Below are 16,629 nucleotides of genomic sequence, written 5' to 3' on the forward strand. Positions count from 1 at the left end.
GGGGATCGGGATGAAATGGCAAACGACGCAACAATTAAAGCAATTGCTTTGTCATTTAGTTGAATATCCAAGCATTAGCGGGACAGAAGCGGAAGTGTTACTTGCACAATACATCACGGAACAGTTGTGCACACTTGATTATTTCCGGGGAAATAATAAATTTGTGCAATTGCATCCGACAGGTGATGGCCGTTATTTTGTAACCGCACTGGTGAAAAAAGCGGAACAAGTGCGCGATACCGTCATTCTCATCAGCCATTTTGATGTGGTCGATGTGCAAGATTACGGGGCATGGAAGGACGCCGCATTTTCTCCCGAAAAGCTGACGGAGCGGTTTTACGAACAGAAACAACAACTTCCTTCTGATGTGCAAGCTGATATGGAAGAAGGGGAATGGTTATTTGGCCGCGGCGTGATGGATATGAAGTGCGGTCTTGCTCTTCATATGTCGCTGATCGAGCAAGCATGCCAAGGAAAGTTTGAAGGAAATTTACTGCTGCTTACGGTACCGGATGAGGAAGTGAGCTCGGTAGGAATGCGTGAGGCCGTGCCGATCCTTGTCGAAATGGCAGAAAAATACGGATTAACCTATCGGCTTGTGCTTAATTCCGAACCGATGTTTACTCGCTACCCAGGGGACAAAGCGAATTACATTTACACCGGCTCGATTGGAAAAGTGCTGCCGGGCTTTTATTGTTACGGAAAAGAAACGCATGTCGGAGAACCGTTCGCAGGGCTAAATGCCAATTTCATGGCGGCGCAAATCGCTAATGAATTAGAATTTAACACTGATTTTTGCGAAGTGTTTAGTGGGGAAGTCAGTCCGCCGCCGACAAACTTATTGCAGACCGATTTAAAAGAAGAATATTCTGTGCAAATACCGCATCGCGCGGTAACGTTATTTAATTTATTTTTGCAGAAAAGGTCGCTCGATGATGTGACAAACTCGTTAATCGCGATCGCAAAGTGGGCGGCAAAACGCATCGAAGAGCGTTATAACGATGAGGCGTCCCGTTTTGCGAAACTCGAAAAATGGGCACCGAAACCGCTGTCTGTCAACGTATTCACTTTTTCAGAGTTAAGAAAGAAAGCAGTGGAGATGGTTGGATTAGAAAGAATCGAACAGCTTGAAGCAAGCGTTTTATCAACGGAAGCAGCGAAAGACGAGCGGGAGAAAACGATCAAACTAGTCGACCGGCTTGCTATACTTTGTAAAGATTTCGCGCCGATGATCGTTCTTTTTTATGCTCCTCCGTATTACCCGGCTGTCAACGCCAGCAGCGATCCGCTCGTTCAGCGTCTTGTTGCGAAGCTGCAAAAATACGCGCAAGAAAAGCATGGTATTTCTCTTGTGCAGCAACATTACTTCGGCGGAATTTCCGACTTAAGCTATGTCGGCTTGCAGCAATCTTCATCTTCTTTACGAGCTCTTACCGATAATATGCCGATATGGAATCGCGGCTATCATTTGCCGTTTGATGCGCTGGCAAAATTTCAAGTTCCGGTGCTCAATGTCGGTCCGGTCGGACGCGACGCCCATCAATGGACCGAGCGCCTCAACGTTCGTTTTGCGTTTGAAACAGTGAAGGAGTGGCTGGAATATACGATTAAAGAAGTATTTGCAAGATAATTTGGTATAACTAGAGGATAAGTCAATGGCTTATCCTCTTTTTCATTTATATTATCCGTTGTGCTTGGAATAGGAGGATGGGGAATATTCTTGCTCATACAGAACATCATATTAAAAAACATATAACTTATGTATTTCTATCAGCAAACAAAAAATCGATTATTGAATAAGCAGCCAAAACCCCCTATAATGATGTAAAAGGTGTCTTTACACTTGTAAAAATAGGAGGATTTACATGATTCAACAAACGATTTCGCAGCGAAAGCTGTTAGGAGTTGCCGGGCTTGGCTGGATGTTTGACGCGATGGATGTTGGCATGCTGTCGTTTATTATCGCGGCGTTGCAAAAAGATTGGAACTTAAGTGTCGAACAAATGGGATGGATCGGCAGCATCAACTCCATCGGTATGGCAGTTGGCGCGCTGTTATTCGGATTGTTGGCCGACCGCATCGGCAGAAAAAACGTGTTTATTATTACACTATTATTATTCTCGATCGGAAGCGGACTATCTGCCTTAACAACGACATTGACGGCGTTTTTAGTTTTACGGTTTCTCATAGGCATGGGGTTGGGCGGAGAACTGCCGGTTGCTTCGACGCTTGTATCGGAAAGCGTGCCGGCGCAAGAACGTGGAAAAGCTGTTGTGCTGCTGGAAAGCTTTTGGGCAGTCGGCTGGTTGTTATCCGCGTTAATTTCGTATTTTGTCATTCCAACATACGGTTGGCAAACAGCGCTATTGCTTGCGGCGATTCCGGCGTTATACGCCCTATATTTACGATGGGGATTGCCTGATTCGCCAAGGTTTACAAGTGCGCGCAAAGAAGAAACCGTATGGGACAACATCGTCAAGGTTTGGTCGTCTTCTTACCGGAAAGAAACGTTCATGCTTTGGGTGCTTTGGTTTTGCGTCGTATTTTCTTACTACGGTATGTTTTTATGGCTGCCAAGCGTAATGGTTATGAAAGGGTTTAGCTTAATTAAAAGCTTCGAGTATGTCTTGATTATGACGCTGGCGCAATTGCCTGGCTATTTTAGCGCCGCATGGCTTATTGAACGAGCGGGTCGGAAATTTGTGCTCATCACGTATTTGATTGGTACGGCCGTTAGTGCCTATTTCTTTGGCAACGCGGATTCGCTTGCACTGCTCATGACCTTTGGCATTTTACTATCGTTTTTTAACCTTGGCGCATGGGGAGCGTTATACGCCTATACTCCAGAGCTTTACCCGACTTCGATTCGCGGCACGGGAGCTGGGATGGCGGCGTCATTTGGACGCATCGGCGGCATTTTAGGACCGCTTTTCGTCGGCTATCTTGTCAATAGACATATTACGATTACAACGATTTTTCTGATTTTCTGTATTTCTATTTTCATTGGCGTTATTGCGGTATGGGTGTTAGGAAAAGAAACGAAGCAACAGGAATTGGCATAGCGGTTGACAAAAAGGGGGAGGAGCTTATACCTTAAGGGTAATTGCTCCTTCTTTTTTGTGGGGAGAAAAAGAGAGGCGGTGAGCGGACTTTGCGTCCCTTTGTATCGGTTGTCGTTCCCACCTATAATCGTCTGTATCCGCTTGCGGAATTATTAGAATCATTAAACAGACAGACATATCGTTATTTTGAAGTGATCGTTGTAAATGATGGTGGCGAGCGTGTTGATGATATTGTCGCGTTATATCCAGAGTTGCGCGTCCATCTCATCCATTGCCGCGACAATGTCGGACATGTCGAGGCGAGAAATATCGGCGTTAAAGCGGCAAAAGGGGAACTCATTATGCTTTGCGATGATGACGATATATTGCTTCCTTGTCATATAGAGCAAATGGTTGCGGAAATTGCCGATGTGGACTTCGTTTATTCAGATGTAGAAATTTTCCATTATCGAATCGAAAACGGACAGCGTATCCCGACAGACCGCTTCTTATTCGCTTATGAATATGACCGGGAAGCGATGCGGAGATTTTCTACATACGTTCCATCCGGGAGTTTATACCGAAAATCGATTCATGATCACCTCGGTTATTTTGATCCGAATGTTCACCATTATTGGGATTGGGACTTTTTTTTACGCGTATCCGAGGCGTTTCGCATCAAGCGTGTCGCGGTCGCGAGCGTATTGTACGCTTTTTCCAATGATGGAGACAACTTGTCGCGACAGATGAGCGAAAAACGACAAATGTACTTAAATCGGTTAAGCGAAAAGCATGGGCTTGGAAATTTGCCGATGAAAAACTTTTGGTTGCTGCTTGATGAGCCGGAAGTGAAAAAACGAAGAGCAAAAAGCAAGATTGTTTGGGATGGAACGCCGATAATATCAAGACTGTGTCGTTTAAAACATGTTTAAAAAATGGTGTTGGCCATTGACGAGCGTTTTTTGATTTTGCTATTATAATTAACAAAATGGAATATGCTGTAACGATGATGGATCGATAGTAGTTAGCCCTCTCTTCCATAGCGAGCCGGGGACGGTGGAAGCCTGGCGAAGATGGTTAATGAAACGGCAGTCCGGAGTTACTTTCCTGAAAAAGTGGATGCGCAGGTCGCATCAACTAGGGTGGAACCGCGGGAGTCACGCTCTCGTCCCTAGGCATAAGGCCTAGTGGCGAGAGCGTTTTTGTATGTCTAAAGAAAACAGTAAAGGAGGAAACAGTTATGTCAGTGACAATGGAACAAATTGTTGCACATGCAAAACATCGCGGCTTTGTATTTCCAGGTTCAGAAATTTACGGCGGCTTAGCAAACACATGGGATTACGGCCCATTAGGAACGGAATTAAAAAACAACATTAAGCGGGCATGGTGGAAAAAGTTCGTTCAAGAATCACCTTATAACGTCGGTTTGGACGCGGCGATTTTAATGAATCCAAAAACGTGGGAAGCATCCGGCCATTTAGGCAACTTCAATGACCCAATGATTGACTGTAAACAATGCAAAGCTCGTCACCGTGCTGACAAACTGATCGAAAATGCGTTGGAAGAAAAAGGAATCGAAATGATCGTTGATGGTCTTCCGTTCGAAAAAATGGAAGAGCTCATTAAAGAGCATAACATCGCCTGCCCAGAATGCGGCAGCCATGATTTTACGAACATTCGTCAATTTAATTTAATGTTTAAAACATATCAAGGAGTAACGGAATCAAGTGCAAACGAAATTTATCTCCGCCCGGAAACGGCGCAAGGCATTTTCGTGAACTTTAAAAACGTCCAGCGTACGATGCGAAAAAAACTGCCGTTCGGCATCGCGCAAATCGGCAAAAGCTTCCGCAATGAAATTACGCCAGGAAACTTTACGTTCCGTACCCGCGAATTCGAGCAAATGGAGTTAGAATTTTTCTGTAAACCTGGTGAGGAGCTAGAATGGTTTGATTATTGGAAACAGTTTTGCAAGCAATGGCTGTTGTCATTAGGCATGAAGCCGGAAAACATCCGTCTTCGCGACCATACGAAAGAAGAATTGTCGCACTACAGCAACGCCACAACCGATATTGAATACAAATTCCCGTTTGGCTGGGGCGAGCTATGGGGAATTGCGTCACGTACGGATTATGATTTAAGACAACATATGGAATATTCCGGCGAAGATTTCCGATATATTGACCAAGACACGAACGAACGTTATATCCCTTATTGCATTGAGCCATCTCTTGGGGCGGACCGCGTGACGCTTGCGTTCATGATTGACGCCTACGATGAAGAGGAGCTGGAAGACGGTACGACACGGACAGTGATGCGTCTGCATCCGGCGCTAGCTCCTTATAAAGCAGCTGTCTTCCCGCTGTCGAAAAAACTATCGGAAGGCGCGCGCCGCATTTATGAAGATCTATCGAAATATTTCATGGTGGACTATGACGAGTCTGGTTCGATCGGCAAACGTTATCGCCGTCAAGATGAAATTGGTACACCGTTCTGTATTACGTACGATTTCGATTCCGAACAAGACGGCATGGTGACGGTGCGCGACCGCGACACAATGGAGCAAGTGCGAATCCCGATTTCAGAGTTAAAAAGCTTTTTAGAAGAAAAAACTCAATTTTAATTTGGAAGGAGAGCGCCTTTATGGATAAGGCGCTCTCAGTTTATCGACAAGCTGAAGACGATTGGCAAACGCTTAAACATCATTGGTTTCATCTGCAACGAATTCGAATATGTGGCGCTGTTCATTTGGCTATTTCAGTTTCTCGCTGAACAATTTAATAATAAAATGAGTTGTGATACATTAATGATGAACAAATGAAAAGGAGTATGGGGGTATGGCAATTTTAAAAAATGACTGGGCTCCATTGCTCGAAGAAGAGTTTCATAAGCCGTACTACATAAAGTTGCGTGAGTTTTTAAAAGAGGAATATCGCACGAAAACGATTTATCCGGATATGTATGATATTTTTAATGCGCTTCATTATACACCGTATGCACAGGTGAAAGTGGTGCTTTTAGGACAAGATCCGTATCACGGACCGGGACAGGCGCACGGGTTGAGTTTTTCTGTCAAACCAGGGGTTCCGCTGCCGCCGTCGCTAGTCAATATTTTTAAAGAGCTTCATGACGATTTAGGTTGCTACATTCCGAACAACGGTTATTTAGTAAAGTGGGCAAAGCAAGGAGTATTATTGTTAAACACCGTATTAACCGTACGGCGCGGGCAAGCGAATTCACATAAAGGAAAAGGATGGGAATTTTTTACGGACCGCGTGATTGAGCTTGTCAATGAAAAACAAGATCCCGTTGTCTTTCTTTTGTGGGGGCGGCATGCGCAAGCGAAAAAAGAACTGATTACCAATCCGCATCATTACATTATTGAAGCGCCACATCCAAGCCCGTTTTCCGCTGCGCGCGGCTTTTTTGGGCATCGCCCGTTTTCGCGGACAAATGCTTTTTTGCAAAAAGTGGGGCGTGAACCGATTGATTGGCAGATTGAAAATATTTAAAACGAGCGGGAAGAGATGACAGCGCTAGGAGTTCAGCGCGATTTTATGTAGATAGGAGTGAAGGAGTTGAATATACCGATCACAACTATTTTAATGAAAATGGAGGAACAGCTGCGGCAGGCGAAGACGGCTGCTAGTCCGCAACGTTTACGTGAGCATATTGCCGTTGTTCGCGCCCTTTGTGATTTAGTGTTGGAAGAAGGGAAAGAAAAGGAAATGCCAGTCGCTTCTTCCGTTGAGGTGCCTCCGCTTTCCATCTCACAAGGGAAAGGGGAGCGAATCGAAATCGGAGATGATGCAAACGGTCCATCGTTATTCGATTTTTAAGTAAGCAAAAGAATAGTCAATCTGCCCATATCGTTTTCTTTTGTGTGGAAATACGTTATCATAGTGATGAAAAATTGTTCATGAGGGGACGGAGATCAATGAAAATGTTTGTGCTCCTTGGAGCGATCAATGCATTTTTAGCGGTTGCGCTCGGGGCGTTCGGAGCGCATGGGTTAGAAGGAAAAATTCCGGACCGTTACTTAGAAATATGGAAAACGGGCGTGCAATATCAAATGTTCCACGCACTCGGCTTGTTTGTCGTTGGTCTATTGCTTGGTAAGTTTCCGAATATCAGCCTATTGACAACAGCTGGCTGGATTATGTTTATTGGCATTGTCCTTTTTTCCGGAAGCTTATATGTGTTAAGCGTGACGCAAATCAAACCGCTTGGGATGATCACCCCATTTGGTGGCGTTGCCTTTTTAATCGCGTGGGTGCTGATCGGTTATGCGGCAATGAAAATAAGTTGAAAGGAGCGGTTCCATGAAGCGCTCCTTATTTTTTGGAATATAAACAGTTCTTTGCGGGTGGCAAATGACCGAAAGTTTTTCTGACGTTCGTTTACAGGGATATGCCAAAAACAAAGAGCAATCCGAAGACCCAGTGATGCCAGGCCGCCCATTTCATGCCGATAATTTCATCCATCCGTTCGGCCCCATGGCGGAAACACCAGCGAAGCCGAATGGCTGGCGGTAGAGTGAGCAAGGCCGCTCCCGCTGTCCATGGAACGATATGAAAAGCGATCAAACTAATCATGGACAAGTAGGCGAGAGTGAGTATAACGGAAAGAAGATGTACAGCGCCCGCGCGTCCAAGAACGATCGCCAAGGTGCGACGAAATCCGCAAACATGTCGGCGCGGCGTGGGATGGCATAAAAAAATAAGGTTGCCGCTAGCAACCTTATTTTTTGCGGTTATCGCGGGGAATAGCTGCTCAATTGCGCTGTCGCCCCAGTAAACGGATATTCGTAGGCAATTTCCCCGTCAAACGTAATATAATCAAGGTAAATCATCGGCAATAAGTAGCGCATTTCCGTTTGCGGGTCTCTCAAGATTAAATGGTCGCGCCCCGCCGCTTCGATGGTTCCGCGGAATATTTTTGCGTTCCACTCGCGGTTGTTTTCAAACGTCATATATACGGTAACGAGTTTTCCTTTATTGAGGCGCAAAATGTTTTCAATGTAAGACTGTTCGATTGGCAGCATGCCAGGGATAGACGGCTGGCTTGCCATTGTCGGTGTTTGGGCCGCGAAAGAAGGCGCCTGCAAACCAAATTCAGAAGTTGGCGCCATCATTGGCTGTTGGTACGCTGTCATTGGTTGTTGGTAGTATGGATAAGCCATTGGATAGTAGGTTTGTGGGTACATATATCCATATGGATACTGCTGATAAGGTTGATAAAATTGATAAGGTTGATACGGTTGTTGACGCTCATCTTCTAGCGGGTTATACGCATTTTCATATGAATTATTGGACATAGGGGAACCTCCTCTATGAAAATTTAATATACTCTTGGGCAATCACTACGCGATGGCGCATAAAAACAATGCGACTTATAACGACCGACGTTCCATTGGTTGAACCACTGCGCTGGACATTCTCCCGCTGGTTTAAAAAACCAAAGCGCGTTTGTCGCAGGATGGTATCGCCAGCCGCGAATCACTTGACGGGCTAATTGAATGTCGATGTCTCTTGCTCTTTGGTAGAAATAGCCCTTTTGAACTGCTTCAAAGCCGCCCGGGCTTTGAAACACCATTTGACGGATGGTGCGTATCCCTCGAAAGTCAAGGCAATCGGCAATGCAGCGGTTCACTCCGACGTTTCCTACCATTAACATGCCAAGTCTTCCGTCACCTTCTGCTTCTGCTCGCATCAGTCTTGCCAGCAGTCTTACGTCTTCCTCTGTATGTGCCACAACAGCCATGTCGTCACCTCAATTGTCTTTTTTCTCGACAATAATAGGCTATTGCGGAAGCGAGAAATGGTGACAAATTTATAAACGAATTTCTGATTTTATATTTATGGGGAAGAAAAACGGTATATGACAGAAAAAACGGAGATTGTCCAAAAAAAAAATCGGGGATGCTTGATGCATCCCCGTCGAGGTTACACGTGTAAAAATACCGGTACTTTTTCTACTGTTAAACGATTTCCAACAAAGAACGATCCAAATTCCCCGTAGCGGGCACTGACCTCGTCAAAACGCATCTCATAAACAAGCTTTTTAAATTGCAATGCGTCATCAGAGAATAATGTAACGCCCCATTCAAAGTCATCTAAACCGACGGAGCCAGTGATAATTTGCGTCACTTTGCCGGCATATTTTCGACCTGTCAGACCATGGGCGCGCATTAAATTGCGGCGTTCTTCCATGGAAAGCATATACCAGTTGTCATTGCCTTGACGACGCTTGTCCATAGGATAGAAGCAAACATGTTTCGTTTTCGGCAAAATTGGATAGAGGCGGCGGCGCACTTCCGGAATTTGATAAGGATCCTCGTCGCCGGAGGCTAAGTAGTTGCTTAGCTCGACAACAGAAACATATGAATAGGCCGGCACCAAAAATTCAGCCAGTTTTGTTTTGTTTAGCGCCGTTTCGATTTCATTTAATTCTTCGATCGTCGGACGTAAAATCATAAACATAATATCTGCCTTTTGACCGACGATCGTATAAATCGCGTGACTGCCTTCTTTTTTATCTTCTGTTTCCTGCCATTTTTCGACTAAAGATAAAAACTCACGAATCGCTGCTTCACGCTCATCGCTTGTTAACGTTTTCCAAGCGCTCCAATCAATCGAGCGGAAATCATGAAGACAATACCAACCATCGAGTGTTTGTGCAGCTTCACTCATTATATTCACTCCTTATATGTAATTTACAGTTCTACTATACCATAGTTTAGCCAAAAAAACGCGAATGTCGCATGTGGAAGTCAGTAAACTGAATTATTTTAATAAATCGACTATTCATTGCAAGTGCTTAAATTGGTTGCGTTTCTACATAATAAGAGTATCCTAGTATATGGGGATTTTTTATATTGAGGAGGATTATTCGTGAGTAGCGATTTATTTTCTGCCTTAAAAGAAAAAGTAGTAGGAAAACAACGGAAAATTGTGTTTCCGGAAGGTCTTGATGAGCGTATTTTAACTGCGGTAAGCCGTCTGGCCAATGAACAAGTTGTCACACCGATTGTGATCGGCAACGAGGAAGCGGTAAAACAAAAAGCAAGTGAGCTTGGATTGACCCTTCCAAATGTCGAAATCATCGACCCGCATCAATACGAGGGAATGGACGAGCTTGTCAAAGCATTTGTCGAACGCCGCAACGGAAAAGTGACAGAAGAAGCGGCGCGGGAAATGCTTCTCGATGAAAATTACTTTGGCACCATGCTTGTGTACATGGATAAAGCGCATGGGCTTGTAAGCGGTGCGGCACATTCGACTGCCGATACAGTAAGACCTGCATTGCAAATTATTAAAACGAAACCAGGCATCCGCAAAACGTCAGGCGTATTTATTATGGTGCGCGGTGACGAGAAGTACGTGTTTGCCGATTGCGCGATTAACATTGCGCCAGACAGCCAAGATTTAGCGGAAATTGCTGTAGAGAGCGCCAACACCGCAAAAATGTTCGATATCGAACCACGTGTGGCGATGTTAAGCTTTTCGACAAAAGGATCGGCGAAATCACCGGAAACGGAAAAAGTCGTCGAAGCAGTGCGGCTTGCGAAAGAAATGGCGCCAGACTTAGTGTTAGACGGCGAGTTTCAATTCGACGCAGCGTTCGTTCCATCTGTCGCGAAAAAGAAAGCGCCGGATTCGGTCATTCAAGGAGATGCGAATGTATTTATCTTCCCAAGCTTAGAAGCGGGAAATATCGGTTATAAAATCGCTCAGCGTCTCGGTAATTTTGAAGCAGTCGGTCCGATTTTGCAAGGGCTGAATAAGCCTGTTAACGACCTGTCTCGCGGCTGCAATGCGGAAGATGTATACAAGCTTACGCTCATTACCGCGGCGCAATCGCTATAATCGAAAAAAGGGTGACAAGTGGTCACCCTTTTTTCATATTGTGATATAATTTTTTGCAGATTACTTCGTTAAGGAGAAAAGCAATGGTTCACGAATTGTTGCAACAGGCGAAATGGCGCATTATTGATCAGTCGAATTTCGGCCCGATGTTTGATGCGAAACAATCGTTTGCGATCGATGATACACTTTGCACATCGGTAGGAACGGACAGTCTGATACGGTCGTTCGTACATGGGTTCATTACAATACGGTAGTATTGGGGATTCAAGATGCGAAGCTCCCCTATTTGCATGATGCGGTGTCATTTTTAAAGGCGCAAAAGTACAATGTCATTGTCCGTAATTCTGGGGGGCTTGCCGTCGTGCTGGATGAAGGGGTGCTCAATATATCCCTCATTTTTCCGGAAACGACGAAAGCAATTGATATCAACCAAGGATATGAAGCGATGTGGCAGCTTATACAGGCGATGTTTTCGGCTTACAATAAAACGATTGAAGCGAGGGAAATCGTCGGTTCGTATTGTCCGGGAAGCTATGATTTAAGCATTGCTGGAAAAAAATTTGCCGGTATTTCTCAGCGGCGCGTGCGCGGTGGAGTCGCGGTGCAAATTTATTTATGCATAAATGGAAGCGGATCAGCGCGAGCGGAGTTAATCCGGCAGTTTTATGAGCTTGGACTAAAAGGAGAAACGACGAAGTTCGTATACCCGACGATTGTTCCAAGCACGATGGCATCGCTTTCCGAATTGTTAAACGAGGATTTGACGATACCATCGGTCATGCTTTTGTTGCTTCGCACGCTGCAATCGTTTGGCGGCGAGATTTATTCATCCGCTTTGACCGGGGAGGAGCTATCGCTATATGAATATTATTGGGAGCGGATCGTCAAGCGGAATGAGAAAGCGTTGATGACACAATAATGGCTGCCTCGATGGAACCGGGCAGCCATTATTTATTCTGCGATTTTTTCCAGATTTCCGTTTTGGTCCATTCGGAATTTGAGCGTTTGCCGCTCTTCTTCCTCTTGCAAGACAAGTTTGCGGGCTCTATTAATAATTCTTACTAATGTTTCATAATCTTCTTGAATCGTGGAAGAGTTTTCTTCTAATTTGGCAATTTTCTTTTCTAATTCTTCATTTTTTGCGCGCATTTCTTCATTTTCTTTTCGTAAACGCTCGTTTTCTTTTGCTAATGCTTCGTGGTTGCGGTGAGTTGTTTTTAATGTTTGTAAAAAGGCAATCACGTGATCGATCGTCATCGACGCTGTTTCATTGGAAGGAGATACAACAGCTGGTAATTGGGCGATTTCTCCTATTTCCTCCAAAGAAGGAACCGGTGGATTGTACAACAATTTTTTCTTCCCGCCTTGCTGTTTTCCTAAAAGGCGCTGCCGTTCTTTTCGCTGCCGTTTGGCGAGCTGCAATGCTTGCTCATAGCGACGACGGACAACCGCGTTCCAGCGGAATCCGCAGGCGGCTGATGTTCGGTTTAGTTTGTCTCCAACTTCTTCAAACGCGTTAAGCTGTGTACTTCCTTCCCGCACATGCCGCAACACCGTTTCCGCTAATAGCAAATCATCTTCTTCTGTCCATGCATCTTGACGTTGTTTCATTATTCTCAACTCCCCTTTTTTCTTGTTTGCTAGTAGAAGCATGGACAAAAATAGTAAATTTTATACTATTTTTAGTTTCCGTGAATAAAAATTTGCAAGAGTTGCTGTCTATGCGAAAAAAGAACTTGCTAACTTTCGTTATACAAACATAAGGAAGTAAATGGAATCAAGACTTCAAGCAAATAAACTTGCATTGGTGAAAAAGAAGCGTTAGAATACACGTTAGTTTAATCTACACGGCAAGCGAAGAGAAAGGGTGACAAGAGATGGCGAATGAATTTCGCGTCTGTGACGATTGTAAAGCACCAAATTTAAAAACGTTGATTCCCCGTTTGAAAAAGCTGGATCCAAACGCGACGATTAAAATTGGCTGCCAGTCGTATTGCGGTCCCGGCCGCAAAAAAACGTTTGCCTTTGTCAATAACCGTCCAGTCTCCGCGCTGACAGAAGATGAGCTTATTGAAAAAATTGCCGAAAGATTAAAGAAAAGCTAAAATCGCCTTCATTTTTTAAGAAGAAGGTGATTTTTTGTTTCTATTTTTAGGAAATACTGATAGGTGAAGGAGGAAAAATCAAGTATTTTTTTATCATTTGAAACGGCTTATAATAGATTCATGTTAGAAATGAAAGAGGGGATAACATGGTATATCCCGGCGGGCAACTGAGTGAGGAAAAAGTATTTAAAGATCCAGTTCATCGATATATACACGTTCGCGACAAAGTCATTTGGGATTTAATCGGAACGAAGGAATTTCAGCGATTGCGCCGCATTAAACAGCTCGGTACGACGTATTTGACGTTCCACGGCGCCGAGCATAGCCGCTTTAACCATTCGCTTGGAGTCTATGAAATTATTCGCCGCATTGTTGATGATGTGTTCGTCGGCCGCGAACATTGGGATCATAGCGAACGGCTCCTATGTTTATGTGCGGCCCTGCTGCACGATTTAGGCCACGGTCCGTTTTCCCATTCATTTGAAAAAGTATTTCATCTTGATCATGAAGATTTTACCCAGGCGATTATTTTAGGGGATACGGAAGTAAATGAAGTGCTTCGGCGCGTAGGAGAGGATTTTCCAAAAAAAGTGGCCGAAGTCATTGCGAAAACATACCCGAATAAACTGGTTGTCAGCTTAATTTCGGGTCAAATTGACGCCGACCGAATGGATTATTTGTTAAGAGATGCGTATTATACCGGCGTCAGTTATGGCAATTTTGATATGGAACGGATTTTGCGCGTCATGCGTCCGCGCGAAGATCAAGTGGTCATTAAGCGAAGCGGCATGCATGCGGTGGAAGACTATATTATGAGCCGCTATCAAATGTATTGGCAAGTATATTTTCATCCAGTGACGCGCAGTCCCGAAGTCATTTTAACGAAAATTTTGCATCGGGCGAAAAAGTTGCATGAAGAAGGATACAATTTTCAAACGAAACCGGTTCATTTTTATTCTCTCTTTACTGGAAAGGTAGATTTACAAGATTATTTAAAGCTTGATGAAGCGGTCATATTATTTTATTTCCAGCAATGGCAAGACGAGCGTGACGCGATTTTAAGCGACCTATGCCGTCGTTTTGTAAATCGTCATTTATTCAAATATGTCGAATTTAATCCAACAAATGAACAGATGACAAAGCTGATCGAACTGACAAACTTATTTAAAAAAGCGGGCATTGATCCGGAATATTATTTAGTTGTCGATTCTTCTTCCGATTTGCCGTACGATTTTTATCGTCCGGGCGAAGAAGGGGAGCGGCTGCCGATTTACTTGTTAATGCCGAACGGAGAGCTCCGCGAACTGTCACGGGAATCGGTGCTTGTCGATGCGATTTCCGGAAAGCGGAGAACCGACCATAAGCTATATTTTCCAGCTGATTTCATTTATGATTTTCAACGAAGCGGACAACCAAGAAAAAAATTATCGAAATTTTAGAGGGTTAGGAGATGACGGGGAGTGTTCACAGAGCATGCAAAAGTGATGAAGGCGTTGGCGGCAGCTGGGGAAATTGTTGGTCGCAAAAAGCTACAAAAAATGATTTACATCGCGAAAAAATTACAGTTTCCATTTTACGAGAAGTTTGACTTTCACTTCTATGGACCGTATTCCGAAGAATTGACATGCCGCGTTGAGGAGCTTTGCGATTTAGGATTTTTGCATGAAGTAAAAGAGAAAAAGGGCGGTTATTTCCAATATCGCTACACGTTGACGGAAGCAGGAAAGCAGTTTTTAAACCACTACGAGTTGGACATGCCTCATTTACAAGAATGTATGCAAGATATGAATGAACAAAATTCGCGGTTTTTGGAACTCGTATCGACAGTGCTGTATTTTGAGCATTTAACGAAAGATGAAGTGAAAGAAAAAGTATTTTTATTAAAAAGCAAGCAGCGTTATACGGAAGAAGAAATTGAGCAAGCGTATGCGTACATAGAGAAATTGCGCGCCAAAGTAAAAAACGAAGTCCACGCCTGAACGGGACTTCGTTTTTTTGTTGCGTTAATGCGGCAGGAAGGCAAGCTGATAGAAGAAGAGGACGGCAAAGATATAAACGAGCGGATGTACTTCACGCCATTTGCCGCGCGTGATTTTTAACAGCGGGTAGGAAATAAAGCCGAGCGCGATTCCTGTTGCAATGCTTGAAGTAAGCGGCATGCTTAAAATAATGAGAAACGCTGGGAATGCCTCATCTAATTGATCCCACTGAATGTGAGCGATGCTGCCCATCATTAAGCTTCCGACGATAATTAACGCTGGAGCTGTGATCGCCGAAATGCCGGATACGGCGCCAACAAGCGGCCCGAAAAAGGAGGATAATATAAATAATATGGCGACCGTTAACGCTGTAATACCTGTGCGCCCTCCGGCGGCAACTCCCGAAGAAGATTCGATATAAGCGGATGTTGGGCTAGTGCCGAACATTGCTCCGATCGTGGTTGCGATAGAGTCGGAAAGCAATGCTTCACGGGCGCGAGGCATCGTTTTTCCTTTCATCAGTCCGGCTTGCTGGGCTACGCCAATCATCGTTCCCGTCGTGTCAAAAATTGTCACAAGCAAAAAGGAAAATACAACGGCATACAATCCGTAATGGATGACATCGCTAATGGCGGTAAGCGGATTGGCGACAACAAGCCCTTCCGGAAGCGATGGCATAGAAACGAAGCCTTTTTCAAATTTCAATTGTCCGGTGAAATAAGCAATCACTCCGGTGATGACCATCCCGAAAAAGAGCGCGCCGTTGACGCCAAGCGACATAAGCACAAGCGTAATCGCTAAACCGACTAACGTCAGAATGACCGATGGAGAGTGCAAATCCCCTAGCGCGACTAAGTTTTGTGGATGCGCTTGGATAATGCCGGTGAGGCGCATGCCGATAAATGCGATAAACAAGCCGATTCCAGCGGTAATGCCATGTTTTAAGTTTTCTGGAATCGCTTCGATCAGCTTGCTGCGAAATGGCGTCAGCGACAAAATGACGAAAATGATTCCGGCAACGAACACAGCCGAGAACGCCACTTCATAGGAAATATTGCCATGCGAACCAACAACGGAGTAGGCAAAATATGCGTTTAACCCCATTCCCGGCGCAATTGCGATCGGATAGTTCGCAAACAGCGCCATCCATAGCGTTCCGATGACGGTAGCGATAATCGTGGCGGTGAACACTTGGGAAAATGGAACGCCGGCATCCGATAATACAACAGGGTTCACGACGATGATATATACCATTGTTAAAAACGTCGTAAATCCTGCAATGATTTCTGTTTTTAAATTCGTGTTATGTTTCGTTAAATCAAACATCGTTTACCTCCAAAAAACGAACATTTTTAAATGCATATATATAATATTCGTTTTTAAAAAATTAGCAATAAAAAAAAGCAAGGAACATAATAAAAGTTCCTTGCCTGTATGCTTATTATTCGTCGCTCAAACGTTTTCCGCCAATAGCGTAATGATTTTTCGACATTTCTTCAATAAAAACGACAATTTTGTCTTTTGAGGCGCCTGTTGTTTCGGCAACCGCTTCTGTTACTTTTTCGACAAGCGCCTTTTTCTGCTCTTCCGTACGTCCTTCGAGCATTTTGATCGTAACATAAGGCATGGCCCGTCC

Annotated in this window: 18 protein-coding genes and 1 pseudogene; 12 read left to right on the plus strand and 7 right to left on the minus strand. The window is 44.4% G+C overall.

Features of this window, described 5'->3' with window-relative positions; translation table 11 throughout:
- Window positions 1–10: 10 nt before the first annotated feature.
- The 7 genes from NXM86_RS00355 (at window position 11) to NXM86_RS00385 (ending at window position 7,350) form a co-directional block, all read left to right on the plus strand.
- The gene (locus NXM86_RS00355; protein WP_498958414.1) at window positions 11–1,630 is read left to right on the plus strand and encodes a M20/M25/M40 family metallo-hydrolase; all 1,620 of its coding nucleotides are present in this window, start codon (window positions 11–13) and stop codon (window positions 1,628–1,630) included.
- Window positions 1,631–1,865: 235 nt separating this feature from the next.
- Window positions 1,866–3,062 carry an MFS transporter gene (locus NXM86_RS00360; RefSeq protein WP_062754487.1) on the plus strand — a complete coding sequence of 399 codons (1,197 nt, stop codon included), beginning with the start codon at window positions 1,866–1,868 and terminating at the stop codon, window positions 3,060–3,062.
- 89 nt (window positions 3,063–3,151) lie between these two features.
- Complete coding sequence (locus NXM86_RS00365; protein ID WP_089098269.1) at window positions 3,152–3,973, plus strand: glycosyltransferase family 2 protein; 822 nt, start codon at window positions 3,152–3,154, stop codon at window positions 3,971–3,973.
- Between the two features lie 308 nt (window positions 3,974–4,281).
- Entirely contained in the window at window positions 4,282–5,664 is a 1,383-nt protein-coding gene (locus tag NXM86_RS00370) for a glycine--tRNA ligase (RefSeq protein WP_081188522.1), read from the plus strand.
- Window positions 5,665–5,878: 214 nt separating this feature from the next.
- The gene (locus NXM86_RS00375; protein ID WP_062754483.1) at window positions 5,879–6,553 is read left to right on the plus strand and encodes a uracil-DNA glycosylase; all 675 of its coding nucleotides are present in this window, start codon (window positions 5,879–5,881) and stop codon (window positions 6,551–6,553) included.
- A 66-nt stretch (window positions 6,554–6,619) separates the two neighbouring features.
- The gene (locus NXM86_RS00380) at window positions 6,620–6,880 is read left to right on the plus strand and encodes a YwdI family protein (protein ID WP_073967960.1); all 261 of its coding nucleotides are present in this window, start codon (window positions 6,620–6,622) and stop codon (window positions 6,878–6,880) included.
- A 98-nt stretch (window positions 6,881–6,978) separates the two neighbouring features.
- Window positions 6,979–7,350, plus strand: coding sequence for a DUF423 domain-containing protein (locus NXM86_RS00385; RefSeq protein ID WP_062754481.1), 372 nt, complete (start codon window positions 6,979–6,981; stop codon window positions 7,348–7,350).
- Window positions 7,351–7,441: 91 nt separating this feature from the next.
- On the opposite strand, the gene NXM86_RS00390 is transcribed toward NXM86_RS00385, so the two are convergent.
- The 4 genes from NXM86_RS00390 to hemQ all read right to left on the minus strand — a co-directional run bounded on the left by NXM86_RS00390 (window position 7,442) and on the right by hemQ (window position 9,733).
- Entirely contained in the window at window positions 7,442–7,708 is a 267-nt protein-coding gene (locus tag NXM86_RS00390; RefSeq protein WP_498958415.1) for a hypothetical protein, read from the minus strand.
- Window positions 7,709–7,794: 86 nt separating this feature from the next.
- Window positions 7,795–8,358, minus strand: a complete 564-nt coding sequence (gene gerQ, locus NXM86_RS00395) for a spore coat protein GerQ (RefSeq protein ID WP_081188520.1) — start codon at window positions 8,356–8,358, stop codon at window positions 7,795–7,797.
- 23 nt (window positions 8,359–8,381) lie between these two features.
- On the minus strand, window positions 8,382–8,804 hold the full coding sequence (locus NXM86_RS00400) for a cell wall hydrolase (protein WP_062754478.1): 423 nt from the start codon (window positions 8,802–8,804) through the stop codon (window positions 8,382–8,384).
- Between the two features lie 182 nt (window positions 8,805–8,986).
- Entirely contained in the window at window positions 8,987–9,733 is a 747-nt protein-coding gene (gene hemQ, locus NXM86_RS00405) for a hydrogen peroxide-dependent heme synthase (RefSeq protein ID WP_062754476.1), read from the minus strand.
- A 201-nt stretch (window positions 9,734–9,934) separates the two neighbouring features.
- Between hemQ and pta the strand changes: the two genes are divergently transcribed.
- Together pta and lipL are read left to right on the plus strand one after the other, a co-directional pair.
- Window positions 9,935–10,909: a phosphate acetyltransferase gene (gene pta / locus NXM86_RS00410; protein ID WP_062754474.1), complete on the plus strand. Its 975-nt coding sequence runs from the start codon at window positions 9,935–9,937 to the stop codon at window positions 10,907–10,909.
- 83 nt (window positions 10,910–10,992) lie between these two features.
- A pseudogene (gene lipL, locus NXM86_RS00415) lies at window positions 10,993–11,828 on the plus strand (octanoyl-[GcvH]:protein N-octanoyltransferase).
- A gap of 32 nt (window positions 11,829–11,860) precedes the next feature.
- On the opposite strand, the gene NXM86_RS00420 reads toward lipL, so the two are convergent.
- Entirely contained in the window at window positions 11,861–12,520 is a 660-nt protein-coding gene (locus tag NXM86_RS00420; protein ID WP_062754472.1) for an RsfA family transcriptional regulator, read from the minus strand.
- 266 nt (window positions 12,521–12,786) lie between these two features.
- Between NXM86_RS00420 and NXM86_RS00425 the strand changes: the two genes are divergently transcribed.
- The 3 genes from NXM86_RS00425 to NXM86_RS00435 all read left to right on the plus strand — a co-directional run bounded on the left by NXM86_RS00425 (window position 12,787) and on the right by NXM86_RS00435 (window position 14,993).
- Complete coding sequence (locus NXM86_RS00425; RefSeq protein WP_015865362.1) at window positions 12,787–13,014, plus strand: YuzB family protein; 228 nt, start codon at window positions 12,787–12,789, stop codon at window positions 13,012–13,014.
- Between the two features lie 146 nt (window positions 13,015–13,160).
- Window positions 13,161–14,453, plus strand: coding sequence for an HD domain-containing protein (locus NXM86_RS00430; protein WP_498958416.1), 1,293 nt, complete (start codon window positions 13,161–13,163; stop codon window positions 14,451–14,453).
- Window positions 14,454–14,474: 21 nt separating this feature from the next.
- Window positions 14,475–14,993: a YwgA family protein gene (locus tag NXM86_RS00435; protein WP_015865360.1), complete on the plus strand. Its 519-nt coding sequence runs from the start codon at window positions 14,475–14,477 to the stop codon at window positions 14,991–14,993.
- Between the two features lie 24 nt (window positions 14,994–15,017).
- Here the strand turns inward: NXM86_RS00435 and NXM86_RS00440 are convergent, their stop codons facing one another.
- Both NXM86_RS00440 and thmT read right to left on the minus strand, forming a co-directional pair.
- The gene (locus tag NXM86_RS00440; protein WP_081188516.1) at window positions 15,018–16,319 is read right to left on the minus strand and encodes an NCS2 family permease; all 1,302 of its coding nucleotides are present in this window, start codon (window positions 16,317–16,319) and stop codon (window positions 15,018–15,020) included.
- Window positions 16,320–16,434: 115 nt separating this feature from the next.
- Window positions 16,435–16,620, minus strand: a complete 186-nt coding sequence (gene thmT / locus NXM86_RS00445; protein WP_015865358.1) for a 2-hydroxymuconate tautomerase — start codon at window positions 16,618–16,620, stop codon at window positions 16,435–16,437.
- Between the last annotated feature and the right edge of the window lie 9 nt (window positions 16,621–16,629).

It is taken from the genome of Geobacillus sp. CX412, from assembly GCF_027942335.1.
Classification (GTDB): Bacteria; Bacillota; Bacilli; order Bacillales; family Anoxybacillaceae; genus Parageobacillus_B; species Parageobacillus_B toebii.

Bases quoted from the DNA above. Each gene is read 5' to 3' on its own strand.
- NXM86_RS00355 (WP_498958414.1), top strand. From the start codon at position 11: ATGAAATGGCAAACGACGCAACAATTAAAGCAATTGCTTTGTCATTTA.
- NXM86_RS00360 (WP_062754487.1), top strand. From the start codon at position 1,866: ATGATTCAACAAACGATTTCGCAGCGAAAGCTGTTAGGAGTTGCCGGG.
- NXM86_RS00370 (WP_081188522.1), top strand. From the start codon at position 4,282: ATGTCAGTGACAATGGAACAAATTGTTGCACATGCAAAACATCGCGGC.
- NXM86_RS00375 (WP_062754483.1), top strand. From the start codon at position 5,879: ATGGCAATTTTAAAAAATGACTGGGCTCCATTGCTCGAAGAAGAGTTT.
- NXM86_RS00385 (WP_062754481.1), top strand. From the start codon at position 6,979: ATGAAAATGTTTGTGCTCCTTGGAGCGATCAATGCATTTTTAGCGGTT.
- gerQ (WP_081188520.1), bottom strand. From the start codon at position 8,358: ATGTCCAATAATTCATATGAAAATGCGTATAACCCGCTAGAAGATGAG.
- NXM86_RS00400 (WP_062754478.1), bottom strand. From the start codon at position 8,804: ATGGCTGTTGTGGCACATACAGAGGAAGACGTAAGACTGCTGGCAAGA.
- hemQ (WP_062754476.1), bottom strand. From the start codon at position 9,733: ATGAGTGAAGCTGCACAAACACTCGATGGTTGGTATTGTCTTCATGAT.
- NXM86_RS00420 (WP_062754472.1), bottom strand. From the start codon at position 12,520: ATGAAACAACGTCAAGATGCATGGACAGAAGAAGATGATTTGCTATTA.
- NXM86_RS00425 (WP_015865362.1), top strand. From the start codon at position 12,787: ATGGCGAATGAATTTCGCGTCTGTGACGATTGTAAAGCACCAAATTTA.
- NXM86_RS00430 (WP_498958416.1), top strand. From the start codon at position 13,161: ATGGTATATCCCGGCGGGCAACTGAGTGAGGAAAAAGTATTTAAAGAT.
- NXM86_RS00440 (WP_081188516.1), bottom strand. From the start codon at position 16,319: ATGTTTGATTTAACGAAACATAACACGAATTTAAAAACAGAAATCATT.
- thmT (WP_015865358.1), bottom strand. From the start codon at position 16,620: ATGCCTTATGTTACGATCAAAATGCTCGAAGGACGTACGGAAGAGCAG.